A 13,554-nucleotide genomic window follows, 5' to 3' on the forward strand; every position below is an offset into this window, starting at 1 on the left:
GGCCGTCATGACAGAGATATCAAACATCATGTTAGTGAAATTATTAACCAAAGTTTTTGGCAGCCGTAACGATCGTACCCTGCGCCGCATGCGCAAAGTGGTTGAGCAGATCAACCGCATGGAACCGGACATGGAAAAATTGTCCGATGACGAGCTGAAAGCGAAAACCAACGAGTTCCGCGCACGCCTGGAGAAAGGCGAGTCGCTGGAAAGCCTGATCCCGGAAGCCTTCGCCGTGGTGCGTGAGGCGAGCAAGCGCGTGTTCGGCATGCGTCACTTCGACGTGCAGCTGCTGGGCGGCATGGTGCTGAACGACCGCTGCATCGCCGAGATGCGCACCGGTGAAGGTAAAACCCTGACCGCGACGCTGCCGGCCTACCTGAACGCCCTGAGCGGCCGCGGCGTGCACGTGGTGACCGTCAACGACTATCTGGCGCAGCGTGACGCCGAAAACAACCGCCCGCTGTTCGAGTTCCTCGGCCTGAGCATCGGCATCAACCTGCCGGGCATGCCGGCACCGGCCAAGCGTGAAGCTTACGCCGCCGACATCACCTACGGCACCAACAACGAATACGGCTTCGACTACCTGCGCGACAACATGGCGTTCAGCCCGGAAGAGCGCGTGCAGCGCAAACTGCACTATGCGCTGGTGGATGAGGTGGACTCCATCCTGATCGATGAAGCGCGTACGCCGCTGATCATCTCCGGCCCGGCCGAAGACAGCTCCGAGATGTACATCAAGGTCAACAAGCTGATCCCTAAACTGATCCGCCAGGAAAAAGAAGACTCCGACACCTTCAAGGGTGAAGGGCACTTCTCGGTGGATGAGAAGGCGCGTCAGGTTCACCTGACCGAACGTGGCCTGATCCTGATCGAAGAGATGCTGGTGGAAGCCGGCATCATGGATGAAGGCGAATCGCTGTACTCGCCGACCAACATCATGCTGATGCACCACGTTACCGCCGCGCTGCGCGCCCACGTGCTGTTCACCCGCGACGTTGACTACATCGTGAAAGACGGCGAAGTGATCATCGTCGACGAACACACCGGGCGTACCATGCAGGGCCGCCGCTGGTCCGATGGCCTGCACCAGGCGGTGGAAGCCAAAGAAGGCGTGGAGATCCAGAACGAGAACCAGACGCTGGCTTCGATCACCTTCCAGAACTACTTCCGTCTGTACGAGAAGCTGGCCGGGATGACCGGTACCGCCGATACCGAAGCCTTTGAATTCAGCTCGATCTACAAGCTGGACACCATCGTGGTGCCAACCAACCGTCCGATGATCCGTAAGGATATGCCGGATCTGGTATACATGACCGAGAAAGAGAAGATCGGCGCCATCATCGAAGACATCCGCGAGCGTACCGCCAAAGGCCAGCCGGTGCTGGTGGGTACCATCTCGATCGAGAAGTCCGAAGTGGTTTCCCATGAGCTGACCAAAGCGGGCATCGAGCATAAGGTGCTGAACGCCAAATTCCACGCCATGGAAGCGGACATCGTCGCCCAGGCCGGCCAGAGCGGTGCGGTAACCATCGCCACCAACATGGCGGGCCGTGGTACCGATATCGTGCTGGGCGGCAGCTGGCAGGCCGAAGTGGCGCTGTTGGAAGCGCCGACCGAAGAGCAGATCGAAGCCATCAAAGCGGCCTGGAAAGTGCGCCACGACGCGGTGCTGGCGGCGGGCGGCCTGCATATCATCGGCACCGAGCGCCATGAATCGCGCCGTATCGATAACCAGCTGCGTGGCCGTTCCGGTCGTCAGGGCGATGCCGGTTCATCCCGCTTCTACCTGTCGATGGAAGATGCCCTGATGCGTATCTTCGCCTCGGATCGCGTGTCCGGCATGATGCGTAAACTGGGTATGAAAGAAGGCGAAGCGATTGAGCACCCGTGGGTGACCAAGGCGATCGCCAACGCGCAGCGCAAGGTGGAGAGCCGCAACTTCGACATCCGTAAGCAGCTGCTGGAATACGATGACGTCGCCAACGACCAGCGCCGCGCCATCTACAGCCAGCGTAACGAATTGCTGGACGTGTCCGACGTGAGCGAAACCATCGCCAGCATCCGCGAGGACGTGTTCAAGAGCACCATCGACAACTACATCACGCCGCAGTCGCTGGAAGAAGAGTGGGACATTCAGGGGCTGGAAGAGCGCCTGAAGAACGACTTCGATCTGGAGATGCCGATCGCACAATGGCTGGACAAAGAGCCGGAGCTGCACGAAGAGACGCTGCGCGAACGCATTCTGGAGAACGCCAAAGAGCAGTACCAGCGTAAGGAAGAAGTGGTCGGCAGCGAAATGATGCGCAACTTCGAGAAGGGCGTGATGCTGCAGACGCTGGACTCGCTGTGGAAAGAGCACCTGGCGGCGATGGACTACCTGCGTCAGGGCATCCACCTGCGCGGCTATGCGCAGAAGGATCCGAAGCAGGAGTACAAGCGTGAATCCTTCAACATGTTCGCCACCATGCTGGAATCGCTGAAATATGAAGTGATCAGCGTGCTGAGCAAGGTACAGGTGCGGATGCCGGAAGAGGTGGAAGCGCTGGAACAGCAGCGCCGCGAAGAAGCCGAGCGTCTGGCGCAGCACCAACAGCTGAGCCACCACGACGAGAATGCGCTGGTGACCGAAGATCCGAACGCCCCGGCGACTGCCGAGCGTAAAGTGGGCCGCAACGATCCTTGCCCATGCGGTTCCGGCAAGAAATACAAGCAGTGCCACGGCCGCCTGCAGTAATGCCGGCTGCGGTTAATCGATAACACCCAGGGGTTCAGCTTGCTGAGCCCCTGTTTTTTGACACCCATCAGGAGGGTGAGATGAAACATCTGAATATCGCCGTGGGCATCATCCGCAATGCGCAACGGGAGATCTTTATTACCCGCCGCGCCGCCGACGCGCACATGGCCGGATTCTGGGAGTTTCCCGGCGGCAAGATCGAGCAGGGTGAAACGCCGGAACAGGCGCTGAGCCGCGAGCTGCGGGAAGAGACCGGTATCGAAGCCGAACGCGCCGAACTGCTGGAGGTGGTGGAACACCGCTTCAGCGATCGCATCGTGACGCTGAATTTTTATCTGGTGGATGCCTGGGCGGGCGAGCCGTTCGGCCGTGAGGGGCAACCGATGCGCTGGGTAAAACAGGCGGATCTGCGTGAAGATGAGTTCCCGGAAGCCAATGTCGGCATTATTCAACTGCTGGTGGCGCAGGCGAACGCCGCGCAATGACAGAATCGGCCTGGCGGGCGCCAGGCCGACAGCGGGCGATCAGCGATCGTCCATTTCACTCCAGTCTTCGCTTTCCGACAGATCGCTGTTGCTCGGAATGCGCTTCTCTTCATCGGCCCACTCGCCAAGATCGATCAGCTGGCAGCGTTTGCTGCAAAACGGCCGGAACGGGCTGACGTCGCCCCAAACCACGCCGGTGCCACAGGTTGGGCATTTCACTACGGTCGTCATAACGGTTCCTCACGCCTTCCGCCAGGGCGGAGCAGGCTTAATTTCATGGGTTAACAGCAGGCCAGTTCGAACGTCAGGCGTTCCGGCACCACGCCGTTTTCGCTATCCAGCGGCAGGAAACGAATGGCGTAACGTGTCTTATGGCCGGAAATCTGCGGATAGAGCTGCGGCGCCAAATGGAGGCGCAGGCGCAGCAGATCGGCCCCTTCGGCGTTGTCCTGGAAAAAGCCGTTCAGGCTGATTTGATTGCGGAACGGCCCGGATTGGCGGATCAGATCCAGGATCATGATCAGCGCCTGGTTCAGCGGCTCCAGCGATTGCAGCCAGGCGGCGACGTCGGCGTCGCGTTCCTGCTGCGGGGCGTGCATCCACATGTGCAGAGTCGGCAGATCGAAACTGCAGCAGCCGCCGGGAATGTTCAAGCGCTGGCGCACCAGGCCAACCAGCCGGTCTTCGCGCAGCGCTTGGCCGAGACGTGGCGCCGCCATCAGCGCCGATGAACGCGCTTTTAATTGGCCGCGCAGCTGCTCTATCAGCGCCATATCCACGCCCGGCACATCGGCCCAGGCCAACAGTTTCTGCTGCTGGCGCTCCAGCTCTTTGAGCAGTTCGGTACGTACCTCGCCGCGCTCCAGCACGTCCAGCAAATCGGAAACGGTGCGGAAGAAGGTGAGGGCGATGGCGGTTTCACTCAGGGCGCGTTGGCCGTGCAGTTGTTGCAGTAAAAATTCGATACGCAGCCAGGTGCGCATTTTTTCGTTCAGCGGGTGTTCAAAGAGAACGGTTGGGGAAACATCACTCATGCAGTTTAATCCTGTTGGGGCGCTGTTGCCGCCAGTTCAAGGTAGCGACGATGCAGTGCGGCAACCCGTGGCTCTATCCCCTGAGCGGCGCCGCTGTTGTCAATAATGTCATCCGCCACGGCGAGGCGCTGCTGGCGCGTGGCCTGGGCGGCGAGAATGCTCTGCGCTTGCTCACGGCTGACGCCGTCGCGCGCAATGGTGCGAGCCAACTGGGTTTCGGCGTCGACGTCGATCACCAGCACCCGATCGGCGCGATCCTGCAGGCCGTTTTCCACCAGCAGCGGCACGACCCACAGCGCGTACGGGCTGGTGGCCTGCGCCAGTTGGCGTTGGGTTTCACGGTGTATCAGCGGATGCAGCAGCTGGTTCAGCCAGGTTTTGTCATCGGGCCGGCTAAAGATGCGCTGACGCAGCGCAGCACGGTTCAGCGCACCGTCCGGCAGCAACATTTCATTACCAAATCGTTCGGCGATCGCGGCCAGAGCAGGGGTGCTTGGCTCGACGACCTGACGGGCGATCACGTCGGCATCGACGATGGTTGCGCCGTGGCGCGCAAAGGCGTTCGCGACGGTCGTCTTGCCGCTGCCTATGCCCCCGGTCAACGCAACAATGTAGGCCATGTTATTAGGTGCATCCGATGTTCATAAAAAAATAATAGTCGAATCATAAAGCGATCGCGCAGAAGTGCAAGTCGGCAGGCGGCGCTTGCGCGTCGGCACCGATCGGGCGGCGAGAAAAAGCGCAGCGGCATGGCAAAAATGAGCGGGCAATCACACTGCGGTTATGCAGGTAAATTTGTCGGATTGTAGCGTAAATAAAGGCGAATTCGCAGTCTTGTTCAGCGATTATTAGCGCGTATTATAAGGTTACTGGAACTGGCATTAATCTCGCCGTCACCTTTCCGCGCCAATGGAAAGCCACCGGGCTGAGGTTCGAATATCCTCCTTGCGATCCGTCGCCATTAACCAGGAAATCATGAGTCATGCGTATTGAAGAAGATTTGAAGTTGGGCTTTAAAGACGTGTTGATCCGCCCTAAGCGCTCCACGTTGAAAAGCCGTTCCGAGGTTGAACTGGAACGTCAGTTTACCTTCAAGCATTCAGGTTGCAGCTGGTCCGGCGTGCCGATTATCGCCGCCAACATGGACACGGTGGGCACCTTCCGCATGGCTGAGGCCCTGGCTTCTTTCGACGTTCTCACCGCCGTACACAAACATTACAGCGTCGAGCAATGGGCTGACTTCGTGCAGCGCATGCCGGAATCGGTGCTGCGCCACGTGATGGTGTCCACCGGCACTTCCGAAGCAGACTTCGCCAAAATGCAGCAGATCCTGGCCCTGTCTCCGGCACTGAAGTTCATCTGCATCGACGTGGCCAACGGCTACTCTGAACATTTCGTCGCCTTCCTGCAAAAAGCGCGCGAAGCCTGCCCGAATCACGTGATCTGCGCCGGCAACGTGGTGACCGGCGAGATGGTGGAAGAGCTGATCCTCTCCGGCGCCGACATCGTTAAGGTCGGCATTGGTCCGGGTTCAGTCTGTACCACCCGCGTGAAAACCGGCGTGGGTTATCCGCAGCTGTCGGCGGTGATCGAATGCGCCGATGCGGCCCACGGGCTGGGCGGCCAAATTGTCAGCGACGGTGGCTGTTCGGTGCCGGGCGACGTCGCCAAAGCCTTCGGCGGCGGCGCTGACTTCGTGATGCTGGGTGGCATGCTGGCCGGTCACGACGAGTGCGAAGGCACCGTGGTGGAAGAGAACGGCGAGAAGTTTATGCTGTTCTACGGCATGAGCTCCGAGTCGGCGATGAAGCGCCATGTCGGCGGTGTCGCTGAGTATCGCGCGGCCGAAGGTAAAACCGTCAAGCTGCCGCTGCGCGGCGAGGTGGAGTTCACCGTGCGCGATATCCTCGGTGGCCTGCGTTCCGCCTGCACCTACGTCGGCGCCGAGCGCCTGAAAGAGCTGACCAAGCGCACCACCTTTATCCGCGTGGCGGAGCAGGAAAACCGCGTCTTCGGCGGCAAATAAGCGCACCTTGCATTCGCGGGCGCAGCGCACAGCGGCGCCCGCTATCCTCAGCGTTATCCCAGCACGCTGCCCAGTTGAAAAATAGGCAGATACATGGCGATCACCAAAGCACCGACAATCCCGCCCACCACCAGCATCAGCAGCGGCTCCAGCGTTTGCGCCAGCGTATCGGCCAGCTCGTGCGTCTGCCGTTCATACCACTGCGCCAGTTTATCCAGCAAGGTGTCCAGCGAACCGGATTCCTCGCCCACCCGCACCAACTGCCGGCACAACGGTGGAAACAGCGGTTGCAGGCCCAGGGCATGGTGAAATGCCTCGCCCTCGGCGATCTGCCGCTGCACCTGCACCAACGCCTGCCGGAACAGCTGATGGTCAGCCGCCAGCGCCGCCGCGTTCAACCCTTCCACCAGCGTCAGCCCCGCGCGTTGGGTCATGGTCAGGATGCGGAATATTTGGCTCAGCGCACCGCCGCTTACCAGCCGGGCGATCAGCGGCAGGCGAAGCAAGGCCGCCTGTTCACGTCGGCGCCACGGCGGGCGGGGGTGCAGCCAGCGGCAGTAGCCGAACAGCAACGCGCCCAGCAACAGCGCCAGATAGGGGCCGGCGGCGATCAGCAGCGCGGACAGTTCCAATAGCCCCTGGGTAAACCAGGGCAGCGGCGCATCAAACGACTGATAAACCTTGGCGAATTCCGGCAGCACCATCACCAGCATCAGTACGCTGACCAGCAGGGCTACCGCGCAGATGAAGAGGGGATAGCGCAGCGCTTTAGTCACCTTGCGGCGCACCAGCAACTGGGCTTCCTGCTGTTGCGCCAACTGCAGGCAGCAGCGATCGAGGTTGCCGGTCAGTTCACCGATGGCGATCATCTGGCAATAGAGCAGCGGAAAAACCCCCGGTTGTTCAGCGAGGGTTTCGGAGAGCGGCTGCCCTTCGCGCACCTGTTCCGCTAACTGGCGCAGCAGGCAGCGCCAGGCCGCCGAAGGGTGCTCCGTCGCCAGCAGCTGCAGCGCATTGACCAGCGGCAACCCCGCCTGCAGCAAGGTGGCGAGTTGGCGGGTGAAGTGGATTAAGGATTCTCCGCGCCACTGGCCGGGTGTGATGCGTTTGCCGTGGCCGATCCGGCACGGTTGCAGGCCTTGTTCGATCAGCAACCGGCTCACCTGCCGTTTTTCATCACTCATCAGTTCGCCGTGGCGCAAGGCGCCCTGAGCGTCGAACGCCTGCCAAAGAAACAGCCGGCGCGCTTTCATGGCGCCGTCACGCCGAGTTGGACGGCGTCGATCACGCGGTACACTTCTTCCAGCGAGGTCGTGCCTTCGGCGGCCAGCGCCAGCCCGGCCTGCAGCAACGAAAGCTGCCCCTGTTCGCGGGCGATATCCGCCAGCCGGTTGGGAGCGGCGTTCACCAGCAACGCCGCCTGTATTTCCGGCGTAATGGCCAACAGTTCATACACGCCGATGCGCCCATAGTAGCCGCCGAAGCAGTGCTCGCAGCCGTCGGCGCGCCAGGCCGTCAGCGGTTCCGGCCAGACCGAGGTGGGAAAGTGCGTCGGCTGGCTGTGCGGGTAGCGGCAGTGGCGGCACAGCCTGCGCACCAGCCGCTGGGCGACGACCAACTTCAGGCAGCCGGCGAGCAGGTAGCCGGGGATGCCCATGTGCGTCAGCCGCGTCAGGGTTTCACCGGTGGAGTTGGTATGCAGCGTCGACAGCACCAGATGGCCGGTCTGCGCGGCCTTGACCGCGATCTCGGCGGTTTCCGCATCGCGGATCTCACCGATCATGATGACATCCGGATCCTGGCGCAACAGGGCGCGCAGCACCCGGGCGAAGCTCAGCTCGGTTTTGGTGTTGATCTGGGTCTGATTGACGCCGAACAGCGGGATCTCGACCGGATCTTCGGCGCTGCACAGGTTGCTTTGCGCATCGTTCAACTGGCGCAGGCCGCTGTACAGCGTCACCGTCTTGCCGCTGCCGGTCGGGCCGGTCACCAGGATCAACCCTTGCGGGCAGGCCAGCGCCGCCGCGTAGCGCGCCAGATCTGCCCGGCTCATGCCCAGTTGATCCAGCGGCAGCTCCTGCTGCTCACCCTGCTGAACGCGCAGCACCACCTTTTCGCCGTGTAACGTCGGCAGGGTGGCGATGCGCATGGCGTAGCGCGCGCTGTCCAGCGTCAGGCTGAGCTGCCCGTCTTGAGGCTGACGGCGCTCGGCGATATCCAGCTGGCCGAGGATTTTCAGCCGGGCGATGAGGCGTGCAGTCAACGCCGGCGGCGGTGAGGCGAGGGTTTGCAGCACGCCGTCGATGCGCAGGCGAATGCGAAAATGTTGCCGGAAGGGTTCGAAGTGGATGTCCGAGGCGCGGCGCTGAATGGCCAGGCGCAGCGTCTGGTTGATGAACTGCACCACCGGCGCATCGCCGTCGTCGGGATAGGCGATGTCTGCGGTGTCCTCTTCGGCCGCCAATAGCGCCGGTAGCGACGTGTGGCGTTGGTTCAGCGCCTGCTCCAGCCTGGCCGCCGGCCATTGTTCCAGATGGATGCGTTTGCCGGTGGCGAAACGCAACGCCGCCAGCAGCCCCTGCGGCGCTTCTTCGCTGAGCGCGACCGTGAGGGTCGTCGGGTCTTCGCTCAGCGCCAGCGCCTGATAGCGTCGGCACAGGGCGTGAACTTCTTCGCTGATTTGCGCGCTCATCGCCGTTACTCCGCCGCGTTGTCGAAGCGGAAGACTTCCTGGCACACTTCAACCAGCGTCGCGTTTTCGCTGCTGCACAGCCGGGTCCAGTGGGTCAACCCATCGGCGTTCGACTTAGGGGTTAGCGCCACTCCCAACCCCTGCAACGTTTGGGCGCCGGTCAACGTGATCACGCCTTTGACGACGTTCACCTTGCTGACGTAACGCGACGTGCCGCCGGCGGGTATGCCTTTGCTGCCGGCTTCACAACCGGCGGGCGCGCCTTCGTCCAGCACGCACAGCTCGACCGCCAGTTTATACGGCGTCATGGTTTGCAGCATGTCGGTCATCGCCGCTTTCTGGATATAGCGTTGGTAGGCGGGAATGCCGATGGCGCTGAGGATGGCGATAATGGCGATTACCACCATCAGTTCTATCAGGGTAAAACCGCGTTGCGTTTCCATGCATTGTCTCCTCCATAGGGGTGTGGAAGACAACGGTAGCGGTCTGAGCGGGGGAGCGGCGAGCGGGTTTTACGCGTTTCTCGGCGCGCTTCCATCAACGATTACCTTGTTTGCAGTGGAGGGAAAAACGGTGCGAGGGGCTTCGCAATTTTGCGGTAACGCCCCCGGCAGTGGCCGGGGGCGAGGGGATCATTTGAAGCGCATCGACAGATCGAGCGCGGTCACATGCTTGGTCAGCGCGCCGACCGAAATGTAATCCACGCCGGTCTCGGCGAAGGTGCGCAGCGTCTCGCTGGTGACGTTGCCGGACACTTCCAGCTGGGCGCGTCCCTGGGTTTGGGCGACCGCCTGGCGCATCATCTCGACGCTGAAGTTGTCCAGCATGATGATATCGGCGCCGGCGTCCAGCGCCTGCTGCAGTTCATTGAGCGATTCGACTTCCACTTCCACCGGCACGTCAGCGTGCAGCCAGAAGGCTTTTTCCACCGCGTTTTTGATCGAACCGGACGCGATGATATGGTTTTCCTTGATCAGGAAGGCGTCGGACAACCCCAGCCGGTGGTTGCTGCCGCCACCGCACAGCACGGCGTATTTCAGCGCGGTGCGCAGGCCGGGCAAGGTCTTGCGGGTATCGAGCAGGCGAGTCCCGGTGCCTTCCAGCAGGGCCACGTAGCGGCTGACTTCGGTCGCCACGCCGGAGAGCGTCTGCACGAAGTTCAGCGCGGTGCGCTCGCCGGTCAACATCACCCGCGCCGGGCCGCGCAGATGACACAGCGGTTGGTTCGGCGTCAGACGGTCGCCGTCTGCCACCAGCCACTCTACCTGCACCTGGTTGCCCAGCTGAATAAAGACTTCGTTCAGCCAGCGGCGGCCGCAGAACACGCCGGCTTCGCGGGTGATGACGGTGGCTTCGGCCTGCTTGTCCGCCGGTAATAATTGCGCGGTAATATCGCGCCCGGCGTCGACTTCACCCCCCAGGTCTTCACGCAGCGCCAGGGCGACGGCATAGGGAATATCACTTTCAATTCGTTCAAGAAGCTCGGTGCGGCGACTGTCGGCACTGTAGCGGCGTGTCGGCATGGAAAACTCCGAAATGGACGGTTAGATCGTAGGGGAACATGCTACTCTGTTGCAGGAATAAGTACCACCGCAGAGAGGTGTCTGATGCAGTTGGAAAATGGCTGGATTGTCGGGGTGACGCGAGTGGTCTCGCCGCACTGCGATCGGCGCCCGGATGACGAGCCCCCCTCGCTGCTGGTCATCCACAACATCAGCCTGCCGCCCGGCGAGTTCGGCGGCCCCTATATCGACCAGCTGTTTACCGGCACGCTCGATCCCGCGCAGCATCCCTATTTCGCCGAGATCCATCAGCTGCGGGTGTCGGCGCACTGCCTGATCCGTCGCGACGGGGAGATTGTACAGTACGTGCCCTTCGACAAACGTGCCTGGCATGCGGGCGTTTCCCTGTATCAGGGGCGCGATCGGTGCAACGATTTTTCCATCGGCATCGAGCTGGAAGGTACCGATCTGTTGCCTTACACCGAGGCGCAATACCGCGCGCTGCAGGCGGTCACCGCGCTGCTGGCCGAACGTTATCCGCCGCTGGCGGCGCATATCGCCGGGCATTGCGATATCGCCCCCGGCCGCAAGACCGATCCCGGGCCGGCGTTCGATTGGGATCGCTATCGGGCATCTCTGGAACAACGCGGCGCGCCCGCCGACGCTATGCTTGAGACAAGAAAAAGGGAGAGGAATCGCTAATGACGCTGTTTACGCTGTTGCTGGTTTTAGCCTGGGAGCGCTTGTTTAAGCTGGGAGAACACTGGCAGCTGGATCACCGCCTCGAAGTAGTGTTTCAGCGGCTGCATCGGGTTTCGCTGGCGCAAACGCTGGTGATGACCGCCGCCTGGATGGTGATCGTCTGGGGCATTCTGTGGTTGTCGCACGGGTTATTCTTCGGCGTGGTGACGCTGCTGTTATGGATCGTCATCGATCTGCTGTGCGTCGGCGCCGGCATCAAGCGCAAACACTATCGCGCCTACCTGAAAGCGGCGCGCCAGGGCGATAGCCACGCCAGCGATCAGATGGCGGAAGAGCTGGCGTTGATCCACGGCTTGCCGGTGGACTGCAGCGAAGAGCTGCGCCTGCGTGAGCTGCAAAACGCGCTGCTGTGGATCAACTTTCGTTATTACCTGGCGCCGCTGTTCTGGTTTGTGGTCTTTGGGCCGTACGGGCCGATTGCGCTGGCGGGGTATGCTTTCCTGCGCGCCTATCAAACCTGGCTGGCGCGCCACAATACGCCGCTGGAGCGTTCGCAGTCGGGCATCGATCATCTGCTGAACTGGCTGGACTGGATCCCGGTGCGTTTGGCCGGGGTGGCCTACGCGCTGTTCGGCCACGGCGAGCGGGCGCTGCCGGCCTGGTTCGCCTCGCTGGGGGATCGGCATTCGTCGTCGTATCAGGTGCTGACGCGGCTGGCGCAGTTCTCGCTGGCGCGCGATCCGCATATGGACCCGGTGCAAACGCCGCGGGCAGCGGTGGCGCTGGCGCGCAAGGTGACGATGATCATCGTGGTGGTGGTGGCGCTGTTGACCATTTACGGCACGTTGCTTTAAGCCGCAGCGAAAAACAAAACGGGCGCCGAGGCGCCCGTTTTTTTGGCCGTGTGGCCGGGATTACAGCTTGGCGAAGCAGCGACGCGCGGCGTCGATGGTGCGTTGGATGTCTTCTTTGCTGTGTGCCACGGACATGAAGCCCGCTTCGAAGGCGGACGGTGCCAGATACACCCCTTCTTCCAGCATTAGGTGGAAGAAGCGTTTGAAGCGTTCCACGTCGCACTGCATCACGTCCTGGTAGCAGGTGACCGTCGGCGCATCGGTAAAGAACAGGCCGAACATGCCGCCGACGTTGTTGACCACCAGCGGAATATTCTCTTCCTGCGCCGCGCGCAGCAGGCCTTCGGCCAGCATCTCGGTCAGTTCGGTCAGCGTCTGGTGCACGCCCACCTGCGACACTTCGCTCAGGCAAGCGTAGCCCGCCGCCATGGCGATAGGGTTGCCGGACAGGGTGCCCGCCTGGTAGACCGGGCCGGTCGGTGCCAGCGCGTCCATCACGTCGCGACGGCCGCCGAAGGCGCCTACCGGCATGCCGCCGCCGATGATTTTGCCCAGGCAGGTCAGATCCGGCTCGACGCCGTAATAGGATTGCGCACCGGCCAGCGCCACGCGGAAGCCGGTCATCACTTCATCGATGATCAGCAGTGCGCCGTATTTATCGCACAGGGCGCGCAGGCCCGGCAGGAAGTCCGGCAGCGGCGGCACGCAGTTCATGTTGCCGGCGACCGGCTCGACGATGATACAGGCGATCTCCGACGGGTACTGCTCGAAGGCGGCGCGCACCGAATCCAGGTCGTTATAGGTGCAGGTCAGGGTGTGCTTGGCGAAGTCGGCCGGCACGCCCGGTGAGTTCGGCTGGCCGAGGGTCAGCGCGCCGGAACCGGCTTTCACCAGCAGGCAGTCGGCGTGGCCGTGGTAGCAACCTTCGAACTTGATGATTTTGTCGCGGTTGGTGTAGCCGCGAGCCAGGCGAATGGCGCTCATGGTGGCTTCGGTGCCCGAGTTCACCATGCGCACCATATCCATGGTGGGCACCAGTTCGGTAACCAGCTGCGCCATTTTGACTTCCATCTCGGTCGGCGCGCCGAAGCTCAGGCCGCGCTGCGCCGCTTCGATCACCGCGTCGCGGATCGCCGGGTGGTTGTGCCCCAGCACCATCGGCCCCCAGGAACCGACATAGTCGATATAGGCCTTGCCGTCGGCATCGAACAGGTAAGCCCCGTCAGCCCGCTCGATAAACAGCGGCACACCGCCTACGCCGGTGAATGCACGCACCGGAGAGTTCACCCCACCGGGGATCAACTGTTGCGCCTGGGCGTACAGACTTTCGGACTTGCTGTGTAGGCTCATAAATCGGCTCCTGGATTCTCTTTTGAATGATTTGACCGCGCTATTCTAGAGGAGAGCGCGGCGTTATGAAACGATCACAGTCAGATACCATTAACGGCAGCGCCCGCCATCGGGTTGGGTTAGAATAACTGCCTTGCCTATTTGTATTACAAATTACCTGACGAATGACTCG

General features: G+C 61.8%; 13 protein-coding genes. 5 read left to right on the forward strand and 8 right to left on the reverse strand.

Annotated elements, in window-relative coordinates; genetic code table 11:
* The first annotated feature begins 28 nt into the window (after positions 1–28).
* Both secA and mutT read left to right on the forward strand, forming a co-directional pair.
* On the forward strand, positions 29–2,737 hold the full coding sequence (gene secA, locus BHU62_RS06535) for a preprotein translocase subunit SecA (RefSeq protein WP_073529761.1): 2,709 nt from the start codon (positions 29–31) through the stop codon (positions 2,735–2,737).
* A gap of 80 nt (positions 2,738–2,817) precedes the next feature.
* Positions 2,818–3,222 carry an 8-oxo-dGTP diphosphatase MutT gene (mutT, locus tag BHU62_RS06540; protein WP_073529762.1) on the forward strand — a complete coding sequence of 135 codons (405 nt, stop codon included), beginning with the start codon at positions 2,818–2,820 and terminating at the stop codon, positions 3,220–3,222.
* A gap of 39 nt (positions 3,223–3,261) precedes the next feature.
* Here mutT and yacG read toward each other — a convergent pair whose 3' ends face one another.
* Genes yacG through coaE form a run of 3 tightly spaced genes read right to left on the reverse strand, consistent with a single transcriptional unit; the run spans position 3,262 to position 4,876 of the window.
* Positions 3,262–3,453, reverse strand: coding sequence for a DNA gyrase inhibitor YacG (yacG, locus tag BHU62_RS06545; RefSeq protein WP_073529763.1), 192 nt, complete (start codon positions 3,451–3,453; stop codon positions 3,262–3,264).
* A 50-nt stretch (positions 3,454–3,503) separates the two neighbouring features.
* A complete protein-coding gene (zapD, locus tag BHU62_RS06550; RefSeq protein ID WP_073529764.1) occupies positions 3,504–4,256 on the reverse strand; it encodes a cell division protein ZapD in 753 nt (250 codons plus the stop codon).
* A gap of 5 nt (positions 4,257–4,261) precedes the next feature.
* The gene (gene coaE, locus BHU62_RS06555; protein ID WP_073529765.1) at positions 4,262–4,876 is read right to left on the reverse strand and encodes a dephospho-CoA kinase; all 615 of its coding nucleotides are present in this window, start codon (positions 4,874–4,876) and stop codon (positions 4,262–4,264) included.
* Positions 4,877–5,238: 362 nt separating this feature from the next.
* On the opposite strand from coaE, the gene BHU62_RS06560 reads away from it, so the two are divergent.
* Positions 5,239–6,282, forward strand: coding sequence for a GMP reductase (locus BHU62_RS06560; RefSeq protein ID WP_073529766.1), 1,044 nt, complete (start codon positions 5,239–5,241; stop codon positions 6,280–6,282).
* 53 nt (positions 6,283–6,335) lie between these two features.
* On the opposite strand, the gene hofC is transcribed toward BHU62_RS06560, so the two are convergent.
* The 4 genes from hofC to nadC form a co-directional block, all read right to left on the reverse strand.
* Positions 6,336–7,535, reverse strand: coding sequence for a protein transport protein HofC (gene hofC / locus BHU62_RS06565; protein ID WP_073529767.1), 1,200 nt, complete (start codon positions 7,533–7,535; stop codon positions 6,336–6,338).
* Positions 7,532–8,974 (reverse strand): type II secretion system protein GspE, encoded by a 1,443-nt coding sequence (gspE, locus tag BHU62_RS06570; RefSeq protein WP_073529768.1) that lies wholly within the window; start codon positions 8,972–8,974, stop codon positions 7,532–7,534. Before gspE ends, hofC begins: the two co-directional genes overlap by 4 nt.
* A gap of 5 nt (positions 8,975–8,979) precedes the next feature.
* On the reverse strand, positions 8,980–9,417 hold the full coding sequence (gene ppdD, locus BHU62_RS06575) for a prepilin peptidase-dependent pilin (RefSeq protein WP_073529769.1): 438 nt from the start codon (positions 9,415–9,417) through the stop codon (positions 8,980–8,982).
* A 189-nt stretch (positions 9,418–9,606) separates the two neighbouring features.
* A complete protein-coding gene (nadC, locus tag BHU62_RS06580) occupies positions 9,607–10,497 on the reverse strand; it encodes a carboxylating nicotinate-nucleotide diphosphorylase (RefSeq protein WP_073529770.1) in 891 nt (296 codons plus the stop codon).
* Between the two features lie 84 nt (positions 10,498–10,581).
* Here nadC and ampD point away from each other — a divergent pair, with 84 nt between their 5' ends.
* Together ampD and ampE are read left to right on the forward strand one after the other, a co-directional pair.
* Positions 10,582–11,178, forward strand: a complete 597-nt coding sequence (gene ampD, locus BHU62_RS06585) for a 1,6-anhydro-N-acetylmuramyl-L-alanine amidase AmpD (protein WP_073529771.1) — start codon at positions 10,582–10,584, stop codon at positions 11,176–11,178.
* The gene (gene ampE / locus BHU62_RS06590; RefSeq protein WP_073529772.1) at positions 11,178–12,032 is read left to right on the forward strand and encodes a beta-lactamase regulator AmpE; all 855 of its coding nucleotides are present in this window, start codon (positions 11,178–11,180) and stop codon (positions 12,030–12,032) included. The genes ampD and ampE overlap by 1 nt, the downstream gene beginning before the upstream one ends.
* A 60-nt stretch (positions 12,033–12,092) precedes the next feature.
* Here ampE and hemL read toward each other — a convergent pair whose 3' ends face one another.
* Entirely contained in the window at positions 12,093–13,382 is a 1,290-nt protein-coding gene (gene hemL / locus BHU62_RS06595; RefSeq protein ID WP_073529773.1) for a glutamate-1-semialdehyde 2,1-aminomutase, read from the reverse strand.
* Positions 13,383–13,554: the final 172 nt, after the last annotated feature.

The sequence above is a fragment of the Serratia marcescens genome (genome assembly GCF_001902635.1).
Lineage (GTDB): Bacteria > Pseudomonadota > Gammaproteobacteria > Enterobacterales > Enterobacteriaceae > Serratia > Serratia marcescens_F.